The 24243-nt window shown below is 59.7% G+C and carries 24 protein-coding genes and 1 pseudogene; 11 read left to right on the top strand and 14 right to left on the bottom strand.

Annotated elements, in window-relative coordinates; all coding sequences use genetic code 11:
- Positions 1–27 precede the first annotated feature (27 nt).
- Both ACSPX5_RS07295 and ACSPX5_RS07290 read left to right on the top strand, forming a co-directional pair.
- Complete coding sequence (locus tag ACSPX5_RS07295) at positions 28–1674, top strand: alkaline phosphatase D family protein (protein ID WP_439821304.1); 1647 nt, start codon at positions 28–30, stop codon at positions 1672–1674.
- A gap of 27 nt (positions 1675–1701) precedes the next feature.
- Positions 1702–1818, top strand: a pseudogene (locus ACSPX5_RS07290) (fluoride efflux transporter CrcB); the annotation flags it as partial.
- A 55-nt stretch (positions 1819–1873) separates the two neighbouring features.
- On the opposite strand, the gene ACSPX5_RS07285 reads toward ACSPX5_RS07290, so the two are convergent.
- The 4 genes from ACSPX5_RS07285 to ACSPX5_RS07270 all read right to left on the bottom strand — a co-directional run bounded on the left by ACSPX5_RS07285 (position 1874) and on the right by ACSPX5_RS07270 (position 4376).
- Positions 1874–2038 (bottom strand): DUF2986 domain-containing protein, encoded by a 165-nt coding sequence (locus tag ACSPX5_RS07285; protein ID WP_169430071.1) that lies wholly within the window; start codon positions 2036–2038, stop codon positions 1874–1876.
- A gap of 52 nt (positions 2039–2090) precedes the next feature.
- Positions 2091–2786 (bottom strand): tRNA (adenine(22)-N(1))-methyltransferase, encoded by a 696-nt coding sequence (locus ACSPX5_RS07280; protein WP_439821303.1) that lies wholly within the window; start codon positions 2784–2786, stop codon positions 2091–2093.
- A gap of 105 nt (positions 2787–2891) precedes the next feature.
- The gene (locus ACSPX5_RS07275) at positions 2892–3488 is read right to left on the bottom strand and encodes a LysE family translocator (protein WP_439821302.1); all 597 of its coding nucleotides are present in this window, start codon (positions 3486–3488) and stop codon (positions 2892–2894) included.
- 51 nt (positions 3489–3539) lie between these two features.
- Positions 3540–4376 (bottom strand): AraC family transcriptional regulator, encoded by an 837-nt coding sequence (locus ACSPX5_RS07270; protein WP_439821301.1) that lies wholly within the window; start codon positions 4374–4376, stop codon positions 3540–3542.
- A gap of 166 nt (positions 4377–4542) precedes the next feature.
- Between ACSPX5_RS07270 and ACSPX5_RS07265 the strand changes: the two genes are divergently transcribed.
- Positions 4543–4737 (top strand): PLDc N-terminal domain-containing protein, encoded by a 195-nt coding sequence (locus ACSPX5_RS07265; protein WP_007955366.1) that lies wholly within the window; start codon positions 4543–4545, stop codon positions 4735–4737.
- 210 nt (positions 4738–4947) lie between these two features.
- Positions 4948–6012 carry an alpha/beta fold hydrolase gene (locus ACSPX5_RS07260; protein ID WP_439821300.1) on the top strand — a complete coding sequence of 355 codons (1065 nt, stop codon included), beginning with the start codon at positions 4948–4950 and terminating at the stop codon, positions 6010–6012.
- A 21-nt stretch (positions 6013–6033) separates the two neighbouring features.
- Here the strand turns inward: ACSPX5_RS07260 and ACSPX5_RS07255 are convergent, their stop codons facing one another.
- Entirely contained in the window at positions 6034–7059 is a 1026-nt protein-coding gene (locus tag ACSPX5_RS07255; protein ID WP_439822009.1) for a GlxA family transcriptional regulator, read from the bottom strand.
- A gap of 353 nt (positions 7060–7412) precedes the next feature.
- Here ACSPX5_RS07255 and ACSPX5_RS07250 point away from each other — a divergent pair, with 353 nt between their 5' ends.
- Positions 7413–8723, top strand: a complete 1311-nt coding sequence (locus ACSPX5_RS07250; protein WP_207867989.1) for an MFS transporter — start codon at positions 7413–7415, stop codon at positions 8721–8723.
- Positions 8724–8783: 60 nt separating this feature from the next.
- Here the strand turns inward: ACSPX5_RS07250 and ACSPX5_RS07245 are convergent, their stop codons facing one another.
- Positions 8784–10772, bottom strand: a complete 1989-nt coding sequence (locus tag ACSPX5_RS07245; protein ID WP_323161910.1) for a peptidase U32 family protein — start codon at positions 10770–10772, stop codon at positions 8784–8786.
- A gap of 333 nt (positions 10773–11105) precedes the next feature.
- On the opposite strand from ACSPX5_RS07245, the gene ACSPX5_RS07240 reads away from it, so the two are divergent.
- Entirely contained in the window at positions 11106–11636 is a 531-nt protein-coding gene (locus tag ACSPX5_RS07240; protein WP_439821299.1) for a hypothetical protein, read from the top strand.
- 148 nt (positions 11637–11784) lie between these two features.
- Positions 11785–12675, top strand: coding sequence for an ATP-binding cassette domain-containing protein (locus ACSPX5_RS07235; RefSeq protein WP_439821298.1), 891 nt, complete (start codon positions 11785–11787; stop codon positions 12673–12675).
- Between the two features lie 120 nt (positions 12676–12795).
- Here the strand turns inward: ACSPX5_RS07235 and ACSPX5_RS07230 are convergent, their stop codons facing one another.
- The 3 genes from ACSPX5_RS07230 to ACSPX5_RS07220 all read right to left on the bottom strand — a co-directional run bounded on the left by ACSPX5_RS07230 (position 12796) and on the right by ACSPX5_RS07220 (position 14437).
- On the bottom strand, positions 12796–13176 hold the full coding sequence (locus tag ACSPX5_RS07230; protein WP_007955413.1) for a RidA family protein: 381 nt from the start codon (positions 13174–13176) through the stop codon (positions 12796–12798).
- Between the two features lie 101 nt (positions 13177–13277).
- Positions 13278–14009, bottom strand: coding sequence for a DUF72 domain-containing protein (locus ACSPX5_RS07225; protein ID WP_439821297.1), 732 nt, complete (start codon positions 14007–14009; stop codon positions 13278–13280).
- Entirely contained in the window at positions 14006–14437 is a 432-nt protein-coding gene (locus ACSPX5_RS07220; RefSeq protein WP_439822008.1) for a DNA methylase, read from the bottom strand. The genes ACSPX5_RS07225 and ACSPX5_RS07220 overlap by 4 nt, the downstream gene beginning before the upstream one ends.
- A 450-nt stretch (positions 14438–14887) precedes the next feature.
- On the opposite strand from ACSPX5_RS07220, the gene ACSPX5_RS07215 reads away from it, so the two are divergent.
- Positions 14888–15271 carry a DUF6124 family protein gene (locus tag ACSPX5_RS07215; protein ID WP_439821296.1) on the top strand — a complete coding sequence of 128 codons (384 nt, stop codon included), beginning with the start codon at positions 14888–14890 and terminating at the stop codon, positions 15269–15271.
- Between the two features lie 227 nt (positions 15272–15498).
- The gene (locus ACSPX5_RS07210; RefSeq protein ID WP_439821295.1) at positions 15499–17175 is read left to right on the top strand and encodes an MFS transporter; all 1677 of its coding nucleotides are present in this window, start codon (positions 15499–15501) and stop codon (positions 17173–17175) included.
- Between the two features lie 35 nt (positions 17176–17210).
- Here the strand turns inward: ACSPX5_RS07210 and ACSPX5_RS07205 are convergent, their stop codons facing one another.
- The 5 genes from ACSPX5_RS07205 to ACSPX5_RS07185 are packed head-to-tail and all read right to left on the bottom strand — an operon-like array spanning position 17211 to position 22008.
- Positions 17211–19244 (bottom strand): LTA synthase family protein, encoded by a 2034-nt coding sequence (locus ACSPX5_RS07205; protein WP_439821294.1) that lies wholly within the window; start codon positions 19242–19244, stop codon positions 17211–17213.
- Positions 19245–19247: 3 nt separating this feature from the next.
- Positions 19248–19850: a hypothetical protein gene (locus ACSPX5_RS07200; RefSeq protein WP_207867760.1), complete on the bottom strand. Its 603-nt coding sequence runs from the start codon at positions 19848–19850 to the stop codon at positions 19248–19250.
- On the bottom strand, positions 19850–21145 hold the full coding sequence (locus ACSPX5_RS07195; protein WP_439821293.1) for a sialidase family protein: 1296 nt from the start codon (positions 21143–21145) through the stop codon (positions 19850–19852). Before ACSPX5_RS07195 ends, ACSPX5_RS07200 begins: the two co-directional genes overlap by 1 nt.
- A gap of 51 nt (positions 21146–21196) precedes the next feature.
- On the bottom strand, positions 21197–21742 hold the full coding sequence (locus ACSPX5_RS07190) for a cytochrome b/b6 domain-containing protein (protein WP_207867762.1): 546 nt from the start codon (positions 21740–21742) through the stop codon (positions 21197–21199).
- A complete protein-coding gene (locus tag ACSPX5_RS07185; protein ID WP_114882494.1) occupies positions 21742–22008 on the bottom strand; it encodes a PepSY domain-containing protein in 267 nt (88 codons plus the stop codon). Before ACSPX5_RS07185 ends, ACSPX5_RS07190 begins: the two co-directional genes overlap by 1 nt.
- Positions 22009–22178: 170 nt before the next feature.
- Between ACSPX5_RS07185 and ACSPX5_RS07180 the strand changes: the two genes are divergently transcribed.
- Complete coding sequence (locus ACSPX5_RS07180; RefSeq protein WP_169430045.1) at positions 22179–22841, top strand: response regulator; 663 nt, start codon at positions 22179–22181, stop codon at positions 22839–22841.
- Positions 22838–24229 carry an ATP-binding protein gene (locus tag ACSPX5_RS07175; protein WP_439821292.1) on the top strand — a complete coding sequence of 464 codons (1392 nt, stop codon included), beginning with the start codon at positions 22838–22840 and terminating at the stop codon, positions 24227–24229. The genes ACSPX5_RS07180 and ACSPX5_RS07175 overlap by 4 nt, the downstream gene beginning before the upstream one ends.
- Positions 24230–24243 lie beyond the last annotated feature (14 nt).

Raw genomic sequence — 24243 nt, 5'->3', positions numbered from 1 at the left:
ACAACCCAAGTGAAAATGGAGAAAGTCATGGCCTTGGTCGATCCGCGGAACAACGAATACGACGTGAACAAACTTGGCACTGCCAGCATCGTCGGGCATGTAAGCACTGACAGTGCTCGAATCTGGATTCGCGTCTATAAGGCAGGAGAATGGGCGCTGGTCTGGTCCGAAAAGGCGTTGGTCGGGGACCTGTTCACGCTTGACGACAAACCCATTGAACTGTTCCTCAAAAACCAGGGGGGCGACCCGAAAAACATACTGTCGTACAAGTTCAGTGAAGACTCGGACCTGACCAACACCTTTGACATAGCCAATCTGAAACCGAACACCACCTACTACTATTACTTGATGAGTCAGAAGCCAACGTCCAAGAGCATGTGGCGCAGAACAGAAATCGGATATCAAAAGCTCTACTCCTTTACCACCATGGCGCAATCCATGCCTGATTTCAGCTTTGGATTCTATAGCTGCCATGACCCGTTCAACGCCAATAACAGCAATGGGGCGTGGCCATTGTTTCTCAGCAGGGCCAATAACGCGAAAGTCAGATTCGTCATTGGCGGTGGCGACCAGGTCTATGTGGACTGCCAGGAAAACAAATACTTTCCAGACATCTGGGAATGGCTGCAGAACAACAAGGACGATCTGATCACGGCATTCACAAAAGACGGAAAACTGCTCACCGCTGGTCTTGATGCCTACCTTCTGAGCCTTTACCGCTGGTATTACCGTGTGTACTGGAATTTCCCTCAAATGCAGGAGATCTTTTCGAAAACGCCTCAATACATGATTTGGGATGACCATGAAATCATGGATGGCTGGGGATCGCGAACCAACAAGGAGCGTCTGGAAATTCTTTCAAGGTACTTCAAGAAAGACGATCCAGACATTGACCAGCAACTTATAAACTCGATGTGGAATGCCGCAAGAACAGCCTATTTTGAATATGGCCACAGTCACAACCCTCCCACCAACATTGTCAGGTCGTTATTGAAAACACCCGAAAAATGCGTTTGGGACTATCACTTCATGAAGGGGACAACCCCCTTCTATGTGCTCGACCTGCGCGGGCATCATGATGTTGAAAGGGCCAAAAACAGGCTGCTTGGAGATGATCAGGTTGACCGCTTTCTAGGCTGGCTGGATACGCCGCCCGTCAAAAAATCAAAAATCGTGTTTGTGGTCAGTTCCGTTCCAGTCGTTCACTGGCGATCCATCGTCCTGACGGCAGGGTCCTTGATTAACAGTCTCAAGGACGACTTCATGGATGAATGGGATCATCCCTCCAACCATGTTGAAAGAAACCTTCTGCTGGAAAAGATATTCGCCGCCTTCGATGCCGAAGGCCGGACCCTGGTGTTTTTAAGCGGCGATGTGCATTGTGCTGCCGCCTTCAGGTTGCAGCACCAGATCTATCGCAGGGCCAACGTTTACCAGATTACCTCGAGTGCCATTTCGCGAATGCCCGCCGGGCAGACTGTTTCTGGCGCAATAGCCAAATCCGGTACGCTGAGTGGTAATGACAATGTCCAGTTCGAGCACCTGTTCAGCCATTCGGAAGACAAGAACTTCGCCATTTTCCACGTGAAAAACAGTGATTCGATCACCGTCGATCTGTGCTGGCCTGGCGGCACCGAAGGCGAAGCCGTCATCAAGACCCTCGAGTTGAAATAGACCACAAAAGGGGCCAGCCGAAACGGTGCTTTGATTCAGGAGGGACTACTGCTCTGGGCACTCGGCTCGATTTCGGTACACGTCGTCGCCTCGCTCGCAATGACTGCGGCGGGGCTGTTTTCCTATCAATTGATTGGCACGCGTCAAGGAGACAAAACCGTACGATGCGGGTGCTTTGTATCTGCCGCGTTAACCTGCATCACTCTTCAGTGGAAAGGCTCGGCGCCTGGCTGGCTTCAGCTTCCATCTTCAAGCGGTCAGCCTTGCTGATGTACTTGGGTTTGTTGCTTTTCGGCGCCAGTTTGGCGTTGGCCTTTCTGGATTTTTCCTTGAAGAGTTGTTGCAGTTTCTTCTGACGGTTCATGGTGTCTTGCCTGGCTTGAAAGTGGATGAATGATATCAGCGTTGGGTCTGTCTCACCCCAGCACGTCATTGATCCAGCGCACCTGCCGCACCAGATCCTGCACCTTGTGCTCGCACACCCCGTGCCGCGCCCGCCCGAAGTGGTTCAGGGTCTGCTGCTTGTGTCGCAACCGGTGCTGCCACTTTGTGACAAACGCAGGGCTACGCGCCTGCAATTGATGCGGGCCGAAGTACAGTTCTTCGTCGGTGTAGGTCACCGGGTCGCCGCGCTCGGCGACGATGATTTCGTAGTCGAAGCGATTTTCCCGCAGGACTTCTTCGCAGAGGATCCGGTAGTCGTTGTCCATCAGCCATTGCCGCAGGGGTTGCTCGCCGCCGTTGGGTTGCAGGATCAGGCGTTCGTGACCGCTGAGGCGCACCTTGCCGGCCTCGAGGATGTCGCGGATGGTCTCGCCGCCCATGCCACAAATGCTGATCGCGGTGATTGCGTCTTGGGGCTCGATGGCCGTCAGGCCATCGGCCAGGCGCACGGTGATCTTTTGACTCAGATCGTTCTCACGCACAGTGCGCTCGGCCGAGCGAAACGGCGTCAACGCCATCTCCCCCGCCACTGCCGCCTCGATGGCGCCGCGACGCATCAACGCCACCGGCAGGTAGCCGTGATCCGAGCCGATATCGGCCAGGCGCGCACCGGCGGGTACGTGCGCCGCCACCCGCTCCAGGCGCATGGACAATGTCTGTTCGTTCAACCGCAACCCCTTTCACTCTGAACGCCCGGCGCGGGTGGCCGGATCGGGGCGCGATTCTGGGGGGCTGCGCGGTGTATTTCAAATTTATATGACCGGGCGCATCGATCAGACCAACACCGCCAACCAAGCCGACAGCAACAACAAAAACGCCAAACCCGCATTCATCCGCCGAAATGCCCGTGGCGATCCAAAGAACCGCGCGCTGCCCACGCCCAGCAGCGCCCACGCCGTCATGCACGGCAGGCAGACCATTAGAAACACCGCCGACAACAGCAGCATCCGCGCGCGCTCGTCGCCATTGCCGCCAAACACGCTGACCACCGCCACCGCCATCATCCACACCTTGGGGTTGATCAATTGCAGGCCCACGGCGCCGAATACGCTGAAGCCGTCATCCGCCGCTGTCGCCGAGTCCAGCGATGGCGGCGTGCTGCGAAAGATCTGCCACGCCAGCCAGCTCAGCCACAGCACCCCGGCCCAGGCCATCGTCTGCTGCACACGGGGATAGCGCAGCAGCGTTTCGCCGACGCCGAGCCCGACCACCAGCACCACCAGTGCCGCCGACAGACAGGCACCGAAGATGATCGGCAGCGTGGCCGTCAGACCGCGTCGCGAACTGTGGCTCATCACCAGAATATTGGTCGGCCCCGGGGTGATCGAGGCGACGAAGGAAAACAGCAGAAAGGGCAACAACGATTCCATGGCATGGACTCCGGATCAGAACAAGAGTCCATGGTCGCGGTTGCATGGGGTTCAGTCTGGAAGGTTTGAGCAGCGTTTACGGTAGTCGGCTGGCGTGAGGTGATAGGCCCGACGAAACCAGCGACCCAAGTGACTTTGATCGGCAAAGCCCAGCGCACTGGCGACGTCGGCAGGCGTTTCGCCTCGCGCCAGCAATTGCCGGGCCCGAGCCAGCCGCAACTGGATCAAGTAACCATGGGGCGCCATCCCGAAGGCCGACTTGAAGGCCCGGGTCAGCCGAAAACGATCCACCCCGCAGGCCCGGGCCAGATCATCCAGTCCGATGTCTTCGAACGCGTGGGCATGCAAATAGTCCCGCGCCACCTGCGCCACGCGGGGCAAGCGTGGATCGAACGCCTGACGCTTGCGCCAGTCGAGGTGGGACGTCAGAGCACCCAGCAAGTGGTCGACAGCGCTCTGCCGGACGATGCGCAGGTCGCCGTGATGCAGGGACTGAAAGGCCTGATTGATGGAAGTGGCCAGACGCGGATCCTGGCTCAGGGTATCGGTGAACCCGAGCTGGCTGTTGTCGGGTGCGTGCTCGAACAGCACGCGCAATTCGCGCTCCAGCCAGTGCGGGTCGAGGTAGAGCATGGAATAGGTGAAGCCCTCCTCCGTCGGCGCGTGCCCGTCGTGGATCTCCCCCGGTTCCAGCATGAAAATCTTGCCCGGCGTACTCAGATGGCGCACGCGCCGGCAATGAAACTGCTGCACGCCCTGCTCGGTGACGCCCACCAGAAAGCTGTCGTGCCAGTGCGGATCGTAGGCATGGCCCTGGAAATGGGCACGAATCGACTCGATCCCGGTGTCGGCATCCTGGGACAGGTCGATCCAGTTGCGTTTGTCCACGCAAGGCTCCGAAGGCAGTGTTGGTCGTTGAGGACGTCTACGTTACCGCGACTTTGCCGATCGGTTTAGAACATTTGTGCACGTGGGCCAGGCAGACCACCAAGCAAATTAAATGAACCCTGAGTGGCATGCCGCGCCTAACCCAATGACCATCAGGAGGTAGCCCATGCAACTTGAAACCACGTGGATCGTACTGGCCGTCGTTCTTTTGCTCATCGAATTGTGGGCGATCAACAGGGTGCGCAAGAGTGAGGGGAAAGCCAGCAACAAAGGCGTCTGGATCGTATTGATCGTGTTTGTGCCGCTGTTCGGGCTGATCGCCTGGGCACTGGCCGGGCCCAAGCACGTCACTCAGGCCTGAAACCCAAGGCAAGCAAAAGCCCCGAACATTCGGGGCTTTTTATTGGCCGCGGGTTTGTATCGCAGTGTGTACGAACGCCTCCCGGATACATCCCTGCGCATCAGCCAACGAAAACGGAAACAGCGCAGATACGTGGCCAGTCTTTAATGGACTCCAGATTCGAAGGGTTCAGCCAGAACCCGGCCCTCGCCGATCATAAGGAGACTTGCCATGAAGCACGCACCACACGCCACTGTCACCACCGGGAAAAACCGTCGCCGCCTGCTGGGCCTGTCGATTCTTGCCACCGCGCTGCTGCAGTTCGGCGCGTTCGCTCAGGCGCAAACCGCAGCACCCGAGCCGGTCAAAACCGAAGCCGCCAGCGTCAAAGCCGACCTGCCCTTCGGCCCGCTGAAACATGTGAAGGCCGGCCTGCTGGACGTCGCCTACGCCGAAACCGGCCCGGCCAATGGTCCGGTGGTGATTCTGCTGCATGGCTGGCCGTACGACATTCACAGCTACGACGAAGTCGCACCGATTCTGGCAGCCAAGGGTTATCGGGTGTTGATGCCGTACGCCAGGGGTTATGGCGACACGCATTTCCTGTCCGACAAGACCGTGCGCAACGGTCAGCCGGCGGCGCTGGCCAGTGACGTGATCGATTTCATGGACGCGCTGAAAATCAAACAAGCCGTACTCGGTGGCTACGACTGGGGCGCGCGTTCGGCGGACATCGTCTCGGCGCTGTGGCCTGAACGGGTGAAGGCGCTGGTGTCGGTCAGCGGTTACCTGATCGGTAATCAGGCGGCCGGCAAGAACCCGCTGCCGCCCAAGGCCGAGCTGCAATGGTGGTATCAGTTCTACTTCGCCACCGACCGTGGTGAGGCCGGCTACACCAAGAACACCCATGATTTCGCCAAGCTGATCTGGCAACTGGCGTCACCGAAATGGGCCTTCGACGACGCCACCTTCGACCGCAGCGCCAAGGCGTTGCAAAACCCGGATCACGTCGCGATCACCGTGTTCAACTACCGTTGGCGTCTGGACCTGGTGCAGGGTGAAAGCCAGTACGAGGCACTGGAACAGAAACTCGCCACCGCGCCGTCGATCAGCGTGCCGACCATCACCCTGGAAGGCGATGCCAACGGCGCGCCGCACCCGGCGCCGGAGGACTACGCCAAACGCTTCACCGGCAAGTACCAGTTCCGCCTGATCAACGGCGGCATCGGTCACAACCTGCCGCAGGAAGACCCGAAAGCCTTCGCTCAGGCGATCATCGACGCCGATCACCTCTGAAGCGGCACGCCAAACGGCTCGTCATTTGACGAGCCGTTTTTCCTTGGACGGTCGATAACCGAAATAGGCGCTGTAGCACTTGCTGAAATGGCTCGGTGACACGAACCCGCAGGCCACCAGCACGTCCACCTGGGACAGCTCGGTGTGTTGCAGCAGACGCCGGGCCTCGGTGATGCGCAGTTCCATGTAATAACGCTGCGGCGTGGTGCCCAGTTGCTCCTTGAACAGCCGCTCCAACTGACGCCGGGATCGGCCGGCATACACCGCCAGTTGTTCAAGCTCCAAAGGTTCTTCGAGGTTGGCGTCCATCAGCTTCACCACTTCACGCAACGGCGCGCTGACGCAGATGTTCTCGGTCGGTTTGATCCGCCGGTAACGCGATTCCTCGAACGCCAGAATGTCTTCGATGCCCTCGACCAACGCCTTGTCGTGCAGGCCCTTGATCCAGTCCAGCGCCATGTGGAACGCGCCGGATGGACTGGAAGCGGTCAACCGGTCGCGATCGATCACGTAGGGTTCGCTGCTGACCTGGGTCGCCTTGGAAATCTCCGCCAGCGCTGGCCGATGCTCCGGGTGAATCGCACAGCGATAGCCTTCCAGCACCCCTGCCCGGCCCAGGAACCACGCGCCGTTCCACAACCCGGCCAGCATCACGCCGGCCTCGGCGGCCATTTTCAGCAGGTTGATGAACTCGTCGCTCGCCTTCAATTCCGTGCGGTAACCGCCGCAGATCACCAGCAGATCCAGTTCCTGTATCGCACCCGCATCCAGTCGTGAATCAGGGCGGATCACCAGCCCCAGATCGCTGATCACTTCGCCGTCACTGAGGCCGAAGGTGCGCGTGGAAAACAGACTGGGGCGCAGCAGATTGGCGGTGACCAGGGTGTCCAGCGCCTGGGTGAAGGCCGGCAGGGAAAAATGCTCCAGCAGCACGAACCCGGTGCGGGTCATGCGTCCCGGCCCGCTGGCGGGCTCGTTCAGGTAGCGAAGGTTCTTGCCCTTCATGCCACCGCTGAATTGGCGTCGTTCGATCAAGGTGGGGTCCATCGGTTTCATTGTTGTAGCGCCATGCTAACCGCCGGGGCGGCAAAATACTCGGGAATGAACGCAATTGCCCCACCCTGAACGAACGTACCTGCGGCCTGCGTCCCAACGTCGCAGGCCCGGCACCTTGGCAAACGCCCCACAAGGCTTAAAATCGCGCCTCCTCTTGCAGTCGCCCGAACGGCGCCTGCCCGCAGCCATGACAACCCTCAGGTTTGAACAGCCGGCGACTTTCACGAAGTCAGCCTGGCTCAATCGTCCTGCCCGTTCGGCGGTCGTTTGTCTTCAACACACTTCGGCTTGGCACTCGCATGCGCAGAGGCGCACGTTCCGCTGTTCGATCACTTGAGGTTTTTATGACACCGCGTTTGCTGGCCATGGCGCTGGCGCCCCTGCTCGGGCTATTCATTGTTGCCCTGGGCAACGGCTTTCTGTCTTCTTTGACCACTCTGCGCCTGGGCGCGGCCGGCGAATCGGCGACGATGATCGGCATCGTGTCCTCGGCCTATTTCATCGGCCTTACCTTGGGCGCGATTTTCAATGACCGGCTGATCCTGCGCATCGGCCACATCCGCGCCTACAGCAGCTTCGCCTCGCTGATCGCCGCGACCATCCTGCTGCAAGGGCTGTTTTATGACACCTGGGGCTGGGTCGTTCTGCGCCTGATCAACGGCTGGGCCACGGTCGGCGTGTTTCTGGTGATCGAAAGCTGGCTGCTGCTGGCCGGCGACGCGAAGATTCGCGGCCGTCTGCTGGCGCTGTACATGATCGTCCTCTACGGCGCCGGCGTGCTGGGTCAGGCATTTTTGGGGAAAGTCACCGGGCTCGGCGACACCGCGCCGTTCATGGTCGCCGGCATGCTCGCGACCTTGTCGGTGCTGCCGATCGTGATCCTGCCGCGCGTTTCGCCGCTGCTGGAACAGGTCGAACCGCTCAAGCCACGGGCACTGCTCGGCGTATCGCCTACCGGACTGGTCGGCTGCTTCGGCTCCGGCGTGACCATCGCGGCGATCTACACCCTGCTGCCGCTGTACCTGCAACGCATCGGCCTGAACGTCGGCGAAGTCGGCAGCATGATGGCCTGGACGATCCTCGGCGCAATGCTGCTGCAATACCCGGTCGGGCGCTGGTCCGACCGCAAGGATCGCCTGCAAGTGCTGACCGTGCTGTGCGCCGCGTGCACCGTGCTGTCGCTGGTGATCGTGCTGGTGCCGCTGTCCTCGGCCATGCTCGCAGCGATGCTGTTCCTGCTGGGTGGCGGCGTGTTCGCGTTGTACCCGGTTGCGGTCAGCCACGCCGCCGACCGTGCGCCGGTCGAAACCCTGGTGCCGATGATTCAAGGCATGCTGCTGATCAACTCCCTGGGCTCGGCGATGAGCCCGCTGCTGATCTCGCCGGCAATGAACGCCCACGGCGAAACCGGTCTGTTCTGGGCCTTCGCGCTAGTCAACCTGAGCATGGTGACGTTCTTCTTCTGGCGTCGCGGCAAGCGTCCGGTGCCGGCCAACCCGGCGCCGTTCGCAGCAGCGGCGACCTTCTCGCCGACCGGCGCCGAGCTGCGGGTGACCGAAGACTTGCGTCAGGCAGCGCAGGAGCATCCGCCGATGGTCGATGCGTTAAGCGGCGAAGCGGCACCGCCAACGGCATCGCGCTACGAAGCCAGTTGAGTTTCTGGCAGGCATAAAAAAACCGGTGACTTGCGTCACCGGTTTTTTATTGCCTCGGAATCAGTGCGGTGCCCGAGGAATGGTCTTCATCAGGTCTTCAGGGCTGATATGCCCCACCACACTGCCCGGCTGCGGCAGATTCAGGATGTGGCCCTTCATCTTGCCGATCACGTGCATCTCGCACGGTTTGCAGTCGAACTTCAGGGTCAGCACTTCGTCGCCGTGAATCAGCTGCATCGGCGCAACTTTGGTTTTCACGCCGGTCACGCCTTTGGCCTGTTTCGGGCACAGGTTGAAGGAGAACCGCAGGCAGTGCTTGGTGATCATCACCGGCACTTCGCCCGCCTCTTCGTGGGCCTCGTACGCCGCGTCGATCAGCTTCACGCCGTGACGGTGGTAGAAGTCGCGAGCCTTCTGGTTATAGACGTTGGCCAGGAACGACAGATGCGCTTCCGGGTACACCGGCGGAGGCGTGGTCTCGGCCTTGCGCGAACCGCGCGGGTGAGCGGCAACGCGGGCGGCGGTCAGCGCTTCGATCACTTCACGGCGCAACGACTTGAGCTGCGAGTTCGGGATGAAGAACGCTTGCGGCGCATCCAGCTTGATCGAGGTCGCGTGGTACTCGGTGGTGCCGAGCTGACCGAGCAGGTCGTGCAGAGTCTCCAGCGCCTGTTCCGGTTTGTTGGCGACACCGAACGGGCCTTCCAGCGCGACGCTGGCGCTGATGCCCTCTTCGCTGGTCACGGTCAGTTCCAGACGCTCTTCGCGAAGCTTCGCCAGCCAGCTCACGCCGATACGACGCTCGGCGGAGGTCTTGAGCAAGGCCTGCTGCCAGTTGTGGTCGAGGTTGCGGTTCAGCGGGTGGTTCGGGCGCAGCTTGTACAGGCCTTCCGGCATCTCGTTCGGCTCGACGCGGTAGCGATAGCGCTTCTCGCCTTCTTCCTCGAACTCGCCCTTGGCTTCGGCGATGTTGGCGCGGAACCCCACCACTTCGCGCTTGACCAGCACATTGAGGCCGTCGCCGTTGGACAGTGGCTCGTGGGTGATGACCTGCATGTCACGCTTGCCGACTTTCTCGACCGTGCCCACCGCCAGACCGGTGAAGGTCGGCGAATCGAACGCGCCGATGTCGATCTTGCGCTCGCTGACGAAGTAGTCGGTGCTGCCACGGTGGAAGGTCTTTTCCGGGTCCGGCATGAAGAAATGCGCGGTGCGGCCGCTGGAGGCGCGGGCCAGGTCCGGGCGGTCTTCGAGCACGTCGTCGAGGCGCTGGCGGTAATAGGCGGTGATGTTCTTCACATAGCCCATGTCCTTGTAGCGACCTTCGATCTTGAACGAACGCACACCGGCCTCGACCAGTGCGCGGATGTTGGCGCTCTGGTTGTTGTCCTTCATCGACAGCAGGTGTTTTTCGTAGGCGATCACGCCACCCTTTTCGTCTTTCAGGGTGTACGGCAGACGGCAGGCCTGGGAGCAGTCGCCCCGGTTGGCACTGCGCCCGGTCTGCGCGTGGGAAATATTGCATTGACCGGAAAACGCCACGCACAACGCGCCGTGGATGAAGAACTCGATGGCGGCATCGGTTTCATCGGCGATTGCGCGGATTTCCTTGAGGTTCAGTTCACGGGCCAGTACCAGTTGCGAAAAACCGGCCTGATCGAGGAACTTGGCCCGCTCAAGGGTGCGGATGTCGGTCTGGGTGCTGGCGTGCAGCTCGATGGGTGGAATGTCCAGCTCCATCACGCCCAGGTCCTGGACGATCAGCGCATCGACGCCGGCGTCGTACAACTGATGGATCAGCTTGCGCGCCGGCTCCAGTTCGTTGTCGTGCAGGATGGTGTTGATGGTGGTGAAGATGCGCGCGTGATAGCGACGGGCAAATTCCACCAGTTCGGCGATTTCGCTCACCTCGTTGCACGCGTTATGACGCGCACCGAAGCTCGGGCCGCCGATGTACACCGCGTCGGCGCCATGCAGGATGGCCTCGCGGGCAATGGCCACGTCACGGGCGGGGCTGAGCAGTTCCAGGTGATGTTTGGGCAAGGACATATGTTTTTTTAGTCAGGCTGTCACGGTTGAGGCGCGCATTGTAGCCGCGAAACGCGTGGGCGGCACGTCTGTGCTGCCGGGTGGCTGCTATAAATCCGGCTACAGAATCTTGCGCCGTTACCTACAACTACACCGGAATGCGCCGACTGGAGAGTTTAGAGCGAGTTCCTTACCGTTCCTGACCACAGAAAAGAACTGATCGATTTATCGAGTGCGTACTGGTTTGCGGCACCCCCGTTCGAGCAGTTGCTTACATATAAAGGGTCGCAAGTGAACTGGATCAGTTACTACTTAAAAACTTTCAAGATCATATCGAAGAACTATCGAGGATTCGTGACGGGTTTCATCGGGGTCTCCACGATATTCATTGCATGCAGCACCTTGAGTTCGGCCCTCCCCATCTTGTTGAAAAATGCAGCCAACGCTATTAATGAAATACAGAGCGCACAGACTCAATTCCTTGTTTTTGCCAGTGCCTATGCAATCCTGTGGACAGCATCACAGATTCTCTCCAATGTTCGCGGGGTATTTTCAGCGTGGATATTGGCCAAATGCGATGCAACCCTTTACGAAGAAATAGTTTCCAGGTTTTTTAGATACTCCCATCGAAAGCAGCAGACCCTTGACCCTGGATACATTGTCGCCGATATAAACAGATCAGCAGGCAGTTTCAGCATGGTCACCATAGGCATCTTTTGGACAATCGTTCCCATCGCATTTGAAATGATTATTGCAATGAGCGTTCTTTTTTACGACCATGGGTTATTTCTATGCAATCCTGTTTTTTGTTTTTTGCATTGGTTTGATTTTGATAGCCGTCCACGTAGCCAAATCGAGCTCACATATTCACAAGTCCATATTTGAGGCTGACAATGAGCTTTCCAGCTACACCATTCAAAGGCTCGGAAGAATTTATGACATAAGGCTCAACAACAGCCTCCCCAAAGAACTTCTTTCGGGGCGATCCTTCTTCGACAAATACGTGAAGACAATCAGAAAAGCAAATCTTCACATGGGAATGCGCCTCGGCTTGCAGGGGCTGGCGATCGGCACCACACTAACCTTTTTTGTCATACTTTCGGGGATGAACGACCCTACTCGCCTTACCGCCGGTGACTTTGTCATGATTGTGGGCTACATCACCATGTTCACCATGCAGTTACATATATTGGCCGGAACGTTAATCAATCTTCAGGCAAATCTCGTATCTTTGAACATTGGAATTAAATACATCGAAGAGAATATCAATAAACCGCATTACCCAAAAAAGCACAAAGACACACATCTATTCTCCCTGCATGGTGTATCACTCACCAAAGACAACAAAATCATCCTAAGCAGCGTCAGTTATAAATTTGGTCCAGGCATACACATAATATCTGGCCGATCCGGCACTGGAAAAACGACACTCATAAACACCCTGCTAGGATTTGAAGACAGCTATAAAGGTACAGCCCACTATAAAGGACACCCCATAGATGAATCATTAAGTGAGTACATACTGTCCGAAGTTTCTGTTGCACCACAGAATCCGGTGCTATTACCCGGAACGCTAAAAGACAATCTGCTTTATGGAACTGAAAGTGCCAGCCCACAAAAATTGGCTTTGATTCTTGAACTTTTAGGATTCTCTAGAGACAACGCTGACATTGAAGCTTTGCTATCCACCGCCATAGACATTTCAGGAGGAGGACTTAGCGGCGGAGAACGACAAAGAATTGCCATAGGGCGAGCGATTTTAAGAGAGAAAACAACAATAATCCTGGATGAACCCACCTCGGCACTGGACAGAATAACGGCCAAAAGAATTATGGACTGGCTGATTGCCAACATCCCTTGTTTGATTATTGTTACTCACGATGAGCTTCTGAAGAAAAAATACGGAGTTGCCATAGAACTTTAGAACATCTATTTAATTCGCAAAAACTGAATCTCAAATCTGAATTTCAAATGGCGGCCCGAGTCGTTTGATTGATACTCAATGCCGCCATGCTGTTATCTGAAATAGCCGCTGACGCGTAAATCAGGCCTTGGCAGCCATCGCAGTCACTTCCACCTTCATCCCTTCAACCGCCAGCGCCGCCACACCCACCGCCGCTCGCACCGGCCAAGGCTTGGCGAAGTAGCGCTTGTACACCTCGTTGAACGCAGCGCGATCAGCCATGTCGGTCAGGTAAATGGTCAGGTGCAGCACGCGATCCATCGAACTGCCGGCCTTCTCCAGCGCTACTTTCAGCGCCTGCAACGTGCATTCGCTTTGCGCAGTGACATCGCCCAGTTCCAGGCTGCCATCGGCACGGGTCGGAATCTGGGTCGACATCAGGATGCCGTTGAATTCGGTCACGTCCGAAGAGATCGAGTCTGCATCCGGATCCGGGGTGTAGGTGATGTCTTGGTTGGCCATGGGAAAGTCCTTCGCTGGCAGTGAGGACGGCGCCATCGCGCGCCGTTTCGGGCGGCCAGTTTACAGACCCGGTCGCCGGTGGGAAGTCCCGACACGGTGTGTCAGCCCTGCACCAGTATCCGCCGCAGTTCCAGCGCATTGCCGAGTGCCGCGCCACTGGCGGTGTTGTCGAAGATGCACCAGGTGTCGGCACCATCGGCAGCCGCTACCTGCAAATCGCCGGCGAGCGTTTCCAGATACGCCGAATCATAGGGGCTGTGATAAATCCGTGGCGAACCGTGCAGCCGCCAGTAGCGCACGCCCGGCCAGCCGCACGGAGCCGTGTCGGTGCTGATTCGCGAGGGATCGACCACCGCTTGCGCGATGCGATACGCCATCAACAACAGTTCGGCGGCGGCCCAGGATCCGTGGCGCGGCTCCATCACCACGGCCCCGGAATAACGCTGGCGCAAGCCGATAAAAAACGCCTCGGCAACCGTTTCGTCAAACACCAGCGACGGTGGCAACTGCAGCAGCAGGCAACCCAGGCGATCACCGAGTCCCGAACACTGCTCGAGAAAGGCGTCAAGCTCAGGTTCAAAGTCCCGCAGACGTCGCTCATGGCTGATCGACTTCGGCATCTTCACGCAAAAGCGAAATCCGTCCGCCACCGACTCTGCCCATCGGACGTAGGTTTGGCGTTTGTGCGGACGGTAGAAGGAGCTGTTGATTTCCACGCCATTGAGCAGCGCGGAATAACGTTGCAAGTGAGTGCCCTGCTCCGGAAAGGCCGGCCAGTGCTGCCGGGCCAGGCTCCAGCCGGCGCAGCCAATGAAAACCGACGGCGTACTCAAAACAGCACCCTGCCCGCTTCACGCATGAAGATTTCCACGGTTTTCGGCCCGATACCGTCGAAGGCTTGCAAACGCTTTTCGAAGTCTTGGCGGTCAGCGCTTGCCTCGACCATGTTCATCACACGACCGGCGTACTCGTCATTCAGTTTGGCGGCCAGGGCCAGCAAGCGTTCGGCGGTGGTTTCGTCGTAGCGCACGTAATGCGCTTGGCCGAGCATCCGCACCAGTTCGCGGTGGGTGCAATCGGCGAGTTTGCGCGGGGTATCGCGCTGGTGCTGCTCAACGATCACTCGGTAGGCTTCGGCGGAGATGTCGGCCTGGATTCTTTTGCCCATCACGAAACTGGCGAGCAGCCATTTGAACAGGGCTGATTCGTTCAGCGGATGCAGATCGATGTGCAAGTCTTCGGCGTTGATGGTTTTGGTCATGTAGCTTTTGAGCAAGAGTCGCGTGACGCGTGCGGCGCTGGCGACGAATGGTTTCGAAGCGTAAAGCGTCAGGCTTTTCCTTGTCGTGTGATGATCGATAAACATGTTTGGATCACGCCGTTTAAAGGCATGTCTGAATGCTTCCAGATGCCTACAAATCCTTGCGCCAGAGCCTACGGCTACGCCAGAATCCGCCGGCTTGTGCGCCCTGGGGTCGGCCGGTAACTTGGATCGGGTCACTGATTCGCAGTGATCGGGTTTAGCAGCCCGGCTCATCTACCACGGTTGCACATCTCACCTTGTCAGGTTTTCGCCTGCATTTTGCGGTGGCTGTGCGCATGGCACCTTCGGGTGCGCCGGGTTTGGTGATGACCGGTCTGCTAACTTGCGCACAGCTGCCACCTTTCGTTTAGCAGCGAGACGGTTGCAGCCTCAATGAGGCACATCACCATGTTCAAAGTAACTCCGAATCCCCCGGTCACCGAACCGGCCAGCATCACCGACCCAACTTCCCCCTACGAATGCCCTGATTCGAAGAAATTCAACGAAGCTGCCAACCGCGCCCTCGACTACCACCTCGGCCCGATGACAGCCCACATGATGGCCGCGCCCTACTCACCCAACCGCCTCTACCAGGCCAACCCGGCCAGCAGCAACGAATCCCTGCTGGTCGACGCCGCCGAAACCCTCGGCTCGGCCAACGTCATGCTCAACAACTTCGCCGACCTCCTCCAGGGCCCTCACCGCAAGACTGCCCAAGGTATTGCGCAGGTGGTGATGTTGGCGGAACTGGCGGTGAATCAGGTTCTGGATAAGGTCGTACCGACCGAGTAATACCTAGCGGCGGGGTCTCCCCCGCCGTCACTGAGTTGTTTGATAACTCTTCGCAACTGGATATCCCCCCAAACCCAATTATGCTCAATAGAACCTCGCCCAATCCGCGAGGCCGTCAGTCTGTCCGCGCTCCCCCCACCCGGTGAAGCGCAACACCCCCAGGCCACGGGTACAGCAACACTGATAGGTGCTCCGGCCTACAAAAACAAGCACAACGGAGAACACCCATGGCCGTACTCGACAGCATGTCCACCGGCAGTGCCCCGCACCACAGCGTCAGCCGTGAGGAGCGCAAGGTCATCTTCGCCTCGTCCCTCGGCACGGTGTTCGAGTGGTACGACTTTTACCTTTACGGCTCTCTCGCCGCGATCATCGCCAAGCACTTCTTTGCCGGGGTCAACGAGACCACCTCGTTCATCTTCGCCCTGCTCGCCTTCGCCGCCGGTTTTGCGGTGCGGCCGTTTGGGGCGGTGGTGTTCGGGCGGCTGGGGGACATGATCGGGCGCAAGCACACGTTTCTGATCACGATTGTGATCATGGGTGTGTCGACGGCGATTGTGGGCTTCCTGCCCGGTTACGCGACCATCGGAGTCGCGGCGCCGATCATTCTGATTACCCTGCGCCTGCTGCAAGGTCTGGCGCTGGGCGGTGAATACGGCGGCGCGGCGACCTATGTCGCCGAGCATGCGCCGAAGGGCAAACGCGGGTATTTCACCTCGTGGATTCAGACCACCGCGACGCTGGGGCTGTTTCTGTCGCTGCTGGTGATTCTGGCTTGCCGCACGGCGCTGGGCACAGAGGCGTTCGAGGCCTGGGGCTGGCGGATTCCGTTCCTGCTGTCGATCCTGCTGCTGGCGGTCTCGGTATACATCCGGCTGCAACTGAACGAGTCGCCGGTGTTCAAGAAAATGAAGGAAGAAGGCAAATCCTCGAAAGCCCCGCTGACCGAGTCTTTTGCCCGTTGGGACAACCTGAAAATCGTGATCATGGCCCTGCTCGGTGGCACCGCCGGCCAAGCGGTGGTCTGGTACACCGGGCAGTTCTACGCGCTGTTTTTCCTCCTGCAAACACTGAAGATCGACCCGCAGACCGCCAACCTGCTGATCGCCGGTTCGCTGCTGATCGGTACACCGTTCTTCGTGATTTTCGGCAGCCTGTCCGACCGCATCGGGCGCAAGGGCATCATCATGGCCGGGTGCATTCTGGCGGCGGTGACCTACTTCCCGATCTTCCATGCGCTGACCCAGTACGGTAACCCTGATGTCTTCGTCGCTCAGGAGAAGAACCCGGTCAAAGTGGTCGCCAGCCCTGACCATTGCTCGTTCCAGTTCGATCCGGTGGGCAAGGCCAAATTCACCAGCTCCTGCGACCTGGCGAAAACCCTCCTGGCCAAACGGGCGATCCCGTACGAAAACGTGGTGGCGGAACCGGGCACCGTGGCCCAGGTGCGCATTGGCGACAAAGTCATCGAAAGTTTCGAAGGCACCGCCCTGCCGGCCGCCGACTTCAAGACCCGCAACGACGCCTTTACCGCCAGCCTCAGCACCGCGTTGAAAGAGGCCGGCTACCCGGAAAAGGCTGACCCGGCCAAGACCAATTACCCGATGGTCCTGGTCCTGCTGACCGTACTGGTGATCTACGTGACCATGGTTTACGGCCCGATTGCGGCGTGGCTGGTCGAGCTGTTCCCGGCGCGCATCCGCTACACCTCGATGTCGCTGCCCTACCACATCGGCAACGGCTGGTTTGGCGGGTTCCTGCCGACCGTGGCGTTTGCGATGGTCGCGGCCACCGGGGATATCTACTACGGCTTGTGGTACCCGATTGTCATCGCGGTAATGACGGCGATTCTCGGGATCTTCTTCATGCCGGAAACCAAGGATCGCGACATCCATCACACCTGAAACCGGGGCGGCCCTCTTTCATCGAGAGAGGGCCGTCAACGCACGTTGCGATACAGCATCAACCGTGCGCTTTCGTGCAGCCCCCGCGTCAGCTCGACCAGTCGTTGAAACTCCTCAGGATGCGCATCAGCCACATTCTCCAGCGGTGTCGCCGATTTCAAGTCATGCAGCGTCGGCGCGCTGCCGTCGTGTTGCATTTGCAGCAGATGGTCCTTGGTCACCCCGCCAATCAGCGGAAACGTTCCCTCGCGCAACACCAGCGGCACCACACGCTCGCCTTCGGGTGCCGGTTGCTGCAGGTCGCGCCCCATGGCGCGGTTCTCGAAAGCCACGCCGGCCATGCCCGCCACCGTCGGCAACAGATCGGCAAGCCCCACCGCTTCTTCGATCACCTTGGGTTTGAGCAGGCCCGGCGCATGAATCAGCATCGGTACATGGTTGCTCTCCAGCCCCAGTTGTTCGAAGGCTGGCGGCATGTGCGGGATGCGGCTGATGCGGGTGTTGTGGTCACCGAAGAAGACGAAAATCGTGTTGTCGTAATAGCCGCCGGCCTTGGCCAGTTCCATCAGGCGACCGATGTTGAAATCCAGCAGCCGCACGGCGTTGTATTGCTCGACGCTGCGTGAACCGGCGTTTTGCACCTGTTCCAGCGACAGGTTGCTGACCTCGAAGCCGTCGTTGTCCCTGGGAATGGTGAAAGGCCGGTGATTGCCCGACGTTTGCACGTAGGCGAAGAACGGTTTGTCCTTGGGCAGTGCGCGCAGGATCTCATCGCCTTCCTTGAACAGGTCCAGATCGGAAATCCCCCACACATCCACACGTGGCGCACGCCAGTCGCGCTCCTCGTACAGACGCACGCCGTCGATGCTTTGCTGGATCAGCGCATTGATGTTGGCCCAACCGGCGTTGCCGCCGATCATGTAGAGCTTCTGGTAATCGGTGAACGCATTGATCAGCGTGTGCTGGTTGGTGATCAGCGGATGACGGGTGGCGGTCTCCTGCCGGGTGACGTCGGGAACGCCGGTGATGCTCGCCCACACGGTTTTTGCAGTACCGGTGACCGGGACGTAGAAGTGTTTGAAGAACCAGCTCTCACCTGCCAGACGATCAAGGTTGGGCGTGGGGTTTAACGGGTTGCCATACGCGCCCACCGCGCTGGTGCCCAGGGATTCGAGCATGACGAACATCACGTTCGGTGCCCGCTCGGCCGCGACGCTGTAGGGCTGTACGGCTTGCCGGCGCTCGAACGCAAGGCTTTGCGCATCCGCTCGATCCACTCCCAGATACCTGGAAATGACCGGGTAATGCGCCCGCACTTGCGCCTCGTCGAATTGCGCCTGGCCGGCCTTGAGCGTGTCGTAGAGGAACAGCACCGGATTCAGGCCCACGGCGGCGATCTGTCCGTTGCCGGAAAAGAACGCATCGCTCCAACGCAGCGGCACCGGATTTTCCAGGTTGAGTTTGTCGACCCGGCCCAACAGCGCCAGCAGCACAGCCACCAACCCGAGCCCCGCGCCCACGGCGACTGAGCTGCGGCGGATCACTTGAGGTTCACGGGCCAGCGTCAACCGTTCCAGCCGCACAAACCCGTAGAACCACAGCGCCAGAACCGCGAGCCAACCCAGCGCAATCCACAGCACCGGATAGGTTTCCCGGACCATCTGCTGCGAGATCTGCGCATCGTCCAGATAACGCAATACCGTGGCGTTGATCCGCACGCCGAGGTAGGCGTAATGGCCAAAATCGATGATGTAGACCAGTCCGATCACCCCCAACGCCAGCAGCAGATAAACCCGGGCCACGCCGCGCAGTAACGGCACTGTGGTCAGGTTCCAGCGCGGCAGCCACGCCAGCACCGCCAATGGCAGCACCAGCAACAGCGCCAGCCTCAAGTCGAAACGAAACCCGATGCCCAGGGTTTGCAACCATTGCGGGTCGGCAAACAACTGCGCGACATCCACCCCGGAAAACCCGATCAAGAACACCAGCCGCAGCAAGGCAAACAGCAGAAACGCCAAACCTGTCGCGCCCACGCCATAGCGCAGGCGGCGCGATTGCAACCACCCCATCATTTACCTCTGTGTCGTTCGTTCGGATTGCAGGTGTTGCCACGCTGCTTTGGCGAGAAATGCGAAACCGGCAATCAGGCAATAACCCGCCAGCAAAGGGTCGATCAGGTAATCCCAATAGTTTTCCGAAGGTTTGAGGCGCAGCGCGAACGCCAGAGTTGCCAGCGCCAGCATCGCCACGCCGAGCGTATTGCGCAGTCGCAAGAGCACCAGTGTCGCCAGCCCGACAACCACGATCATCGGTCGGGGATTGAAGCCCCAACGGTAAGGATCGACATACGTCAGGCCCATCGTCGCCGGGTACAGCAGCACCGTCAGCACCACGAACAGCCCCAGCACCTGCGCCCGCGTCAGCGGTTTGAGTGGGTGAACCACACCGAGGCGCAACAACGCGGCCCAGCCAAGAAACACCAGCGTGGTGATCGCCAGGTCATCGGTAAAACTGCGCACATATGCCGCCAGCGGCAGGCCATTGAGCGGAATGAAGCTGACCAGCGCCAACGCCGGCAACAGCCACGGACGCCAGCGCCGGGTAAATTGCAGGGAGCCCAGCAGGACAAAACCGAGCAGGATGAAACTCAAATGGGCTTGCCAGAGAAACAGCATCACAGGCGCTCCGCCAGCCAGGCATCGTTGAAGCTGACATGTTTGATGAAGGTGTTGTTCCAGGAATACACCAGGTGATAGAGGCCATCGCTGCCACGGCTGAAGTACGGGTATTCGTACTCGAACTCACAGCCTTCGGGTTTGCACACGCGGTAGTCGAGGTTGCTCAGAAAGCGTTGTTCCAGCGGCAGACGCTGCGCCCCGCTCGATGCCCGAAAGCCTTCGCCGATGATTGCCTTGTAGGCCTCGGGCGAAAACGGCTGGCCGAGGGGATCGGGGGACTGGTCGAGTTCGATCACGTTGCGCCAGTCGTTGAGATTCGCATCGGTGCCGTACAGGCTGAGCTTGAAGCGACCGTCGCGCAGGTCATTGAGCGCCACCAGCAAACCGTCATCGGCGGTGCCCACCGCCGCCAGCGACGAGTTGGGGTTGGCTGGCTCCAGCGGATACGGCTCGCTCCAGGTCTGCCCGGCGTCTTCGGTACGGCTGGCCAGCACCTTGTGATGGGTTTCACCGGCATAACGCAGCATCGCCACGGCGCGGCGTTCGTCCTGCGGCACGATGGTCGGTTGCAGCGAATGCTTGCCGCGACTGATGCGGAATTTGTCGATCACCGCGCCGTCCGCGCTCAGGTACAGATATTCGGCGAACTTGCCCATGAACTCGTGATACACCGGCAGGCCAATCGAGCCGTCGGCATGGAACACCGGCGCGGCACGCACCAGTGTGCTGATGTTGAAGAACGGCGAGGTGATCAGCTGTCGCGGCGCCGTCCAGTTGCGCCCCAGGTCATCGGAGACCATCACGTTGATCGCGCTGGTAGCCCAGCCGCCGACGGACACCGACACGTAGAACATCCACAAGCGCTGGTCAGGCGCCAGGGCGATCACCGGGTTGCCAAGCTTGCGGATATAGCGCTGGGTGCCGGCGACGGTGGATTCGCGGGTGGCCAGCACCTGTTCGGCGCCCCACTCTGCGGTCTTGGCGTTGAAGCGCGCGGTGCGAATCTGCACATCGGCGGCGCCCTCCCGGGAGCCGGCAAACCACACAGCCATCAGGTCGCCGCCGGGCAGCGCGGTGACCGAAGACGAGTGCACGAAATCATCCAGTTCCGAGGACACGAAACGGCTGCTGTACATCGGCTCGGCCGGATTTGCCGAAGCCTGAGCGACAGGCGCTTCAACCGCAAACGGCGCCAGCACGTGCTCCGGGTGACTGCGCCACGCGGCGATAAAAATCAGGCTCACGGCGAGCGCGGCGACAACGAATTTCAAACGAAAGGACAAGGCACGCATAGGCAGCTCATGGCAGTTACGAGATGGCAAACCATCGAAAGAACCTCCCTGTCACGGGCCCGGATCGTCCGGCAAGCGACGCCGACGCCCGGTGAGCATCGACAACGGCAGGTTGTCGCGCACCTGAACACTTTCAAACAGCGCGGCCGCGATGTGCACGATGACCAGCGCCAGCAAAACATCGGCGGCCGTTTCGTGGACTTGCAGCGGCCAGTCGGCGCCCCACAGGGCGTCGATTTCTTCCATGGCCCAGCCACTGACGCCGACAGTCAGCATCGCCAGCAGCATCGCAAGCATCACCAGCGCGCCGATCGGCGAATGCCCGAGACGATGTTCGGGGCGCCCGGCGATCAGCGACCGGGCATGGGCCGCGAGCCGTGACGGCGTCGGCCAGAAGTCCGACCAACGCGCACTGCGCGGCCCGACGAATCCCCACACCAGACGCACCAACAGCCAGCCCATGGCGTAATAACCGAGCCAGACATGCCAGTCGTCGCCGGCCTCATTGAAGAAGTAGTTGGCGGCAAAGACCCCGGCGATGGACAGGTGAAACACCCGTACCACCGGGTCCCAGAGGCGCAGGGACTCGCGTGGCATCAGCCCTTGATCTCGGTTTTCACCGCTTTGCCGCTGACCGGGTCGTGGTAGATCTCGACCTTGCGTTTGTCCTTGTCGAAGCCGTAGATCTCGTAGCAGTTGCCGTCGGTGACCTTGAACTTGCTGATTTCATACCCCTGGGATTTCAGCTGTTCCTGAAACGCTTTCTGGTCCTGCCACTGCGAACGTTCGGCCGTGGTGCATTGCGGGCCGGCGACGGCCAGGGGGCTGGCGACAATCAGGGACAACAGCACAAGTTTGCGCATGGAAGCACTCTCGCTGGATGGGAAAGGCTTCACTGTGCAAAACCAAGCTTAGCGAAAGCTTAGTTGGCAACGAGCCGTTACATCTTCGCCGCCACAAGGGCTGCCACGGCAACAAGGCGAGCGGCATGATGCCGCCGATCACACGCCCGCTTTCCTACAGAGAAAATGCCATGCGCCTACTTCTGGTTGAAGATGACCGTGCCCTCGGTCAGGGCATCCGCGTCGCCCTGAGCAACGAGGGTTACACCCTTGACTGGCTGCAGGACGGCGTCAGTGCGCTGCACGCGTTGCGCAGCGAAAGCTTCGATCTGTTGTTGCTCGACCTCGGCCTGCCAAGGCTCGACGGGCTGACGCTGCTGCAACAATTGCGGGCCACGCAGCATGATTTGCCGGTGCTGATCCTCACCGCCCGCGACGGCACCGCCGAACGCATCGCCGGGCTGGATGCCGGCGCCGACGACTATCTGGTCAAGCCATTCGATGTCGACGAACTCAAGGCGCGTATCCGCGCTTTGCTGCGACGCAGTCAGGGGCGTGCGCAACCGGTGCTGGAACACGCCGGCGTCTGCCTCGACCCGAGCAGCCAGCAAGTCACCTGGCAAGGCAGCACGGTGGTGGTCACACCGATGGAATATCAGCTGTTGCATCAACTGATGGCCCGTCCCGGCAAGGTTGTTACCCGCGAACGCCTGTCGCGCACGCTGTACGGCTGGCAGGAACGGGTCGAAAGCAACACGCTGGAAGTGCTGATCCATAACCTGCGCAAGAAACTTTCGACCGAACTGATCCGCACCGTGCGCGGCGTGGGTTACGTCGTGGAGCTCAAGCCATGAACTCGATACGCGCACGGATTCTGCTACCGGTGCTGATTCTGGTATTGCTCGGCGATGTGCTGATCAGTTGGGCGGTGTTGCGCTACAGCCATCATGAGGTCGAAGAAATCTACGACGCCCAATTGGCGCAGAGTGCGCGTTTGCTGCAAGCCGTGCTCGCGCAACGCGCACCCGGTGACAACGATTGGGAGCGTCTGCACCAGGCCTTCGATGAAGCAATGAGTCGGGTCGGCGATGGCGAGGCGGCGCATCCCTACGAGACGCGGCTGACCTTTCAGGTCTGGCGCAATGACGGTCAGTTGCTGATGCGCTCGGCCGAAGCCCCGATTCTGGATGCACCACCCGCCACCCTCGGCGCCCATGACTTGTTGGAGAACGGCCGCGACTGGTGCGCCTTTCTGCTCAAGGACCCGCGACAGGACTTGTTGATCTGGGTCGGCGAACGCGACGACATCCGCCAGGACCTGATCACCCGCATCGTCGGCCATACCCTGTGGCCGAGCCTGATCGGCGTGCCGCTGCTGACTATCCTGATCTGGCTGGCCATCGGCTGGGGCTTGCAGCCGTTGCGCGCCATGGCCCAATCGATTCGCGGCCGCGACACCGACACCCTGAAACCGCTGCACCTGAGCCCCCTGCCCCAGGACCTGGAGCCGATGCAGACTGCGCTCAACCGCTTGCTGCAACAGATCGACAACCTGCTGGCCCGGGAGCGACGCTTTATCGCCGACGCCGCTCACGAGCTGCGTACGCCACTGGCGATCCTGCGGATTCATGCACAGAACGCGCAGTTGGCGGGCACCGCGCAACAACGCGAAGAAGCACTGGAGTTTCTGGTCAGTGCCGTGGACCGCGCCACGCGCATCGCCAGCCAATTGCTGACCATGGCGCGCATCGAACCGCGTCTGGCATCCCCGGAGAACACCCATGTCGAACTGACCGCCCTGGTGCGCGAGGAACTGGCCGAACTGACGCCGCTGGCCCTGGAAAAAGACGTCGACCTGATCCTCGACAGCGACCATCACTGCCCGGTCGATACCGATCCGGTGGCGTTGGCCATCGCTCTGCAAAATCTGGTAACCAATGCGCTGAACTTCGCCCCGCCCGGCAGCGAGGTGCGGATTCAGGTGCAGCCACAGGCCTGCGGTTCAGTGTCGATCAGCGTCGAAGATGCCGGCCCCGGCATCGATGAGCAGCAATATGCGCGGTTGTTCGAACGCTTCTACAGCGAGGGCCACGCCAATGGCGCGGGTCTGGGGCTGGCCATCGTGCAGATGATCGTCAGCAAGATCGGCAGCACCTTGCAGCTGTACAACCGGCCTGAAGGCGGGCTGTGTGCCGAGCTGCGAATCCCTGCAGGATCAACCGAACCTGCGCCGGGCATTTAACGAAACTTTCATGT

The organism is Pseudomonas sp. HLG18 (assembly GCF_051903985.1).
Lineage (GTDB): Bacteria > Pseudomonadota > Gammaproteobacteria > Pseudomonadales > Pseudomonadaceae > Aquipseudomonas > Aquipseudomonas fluorescens_BT.
This window is presented reverse-complemented; position numbering and strand designations above follow the sequence as displayed.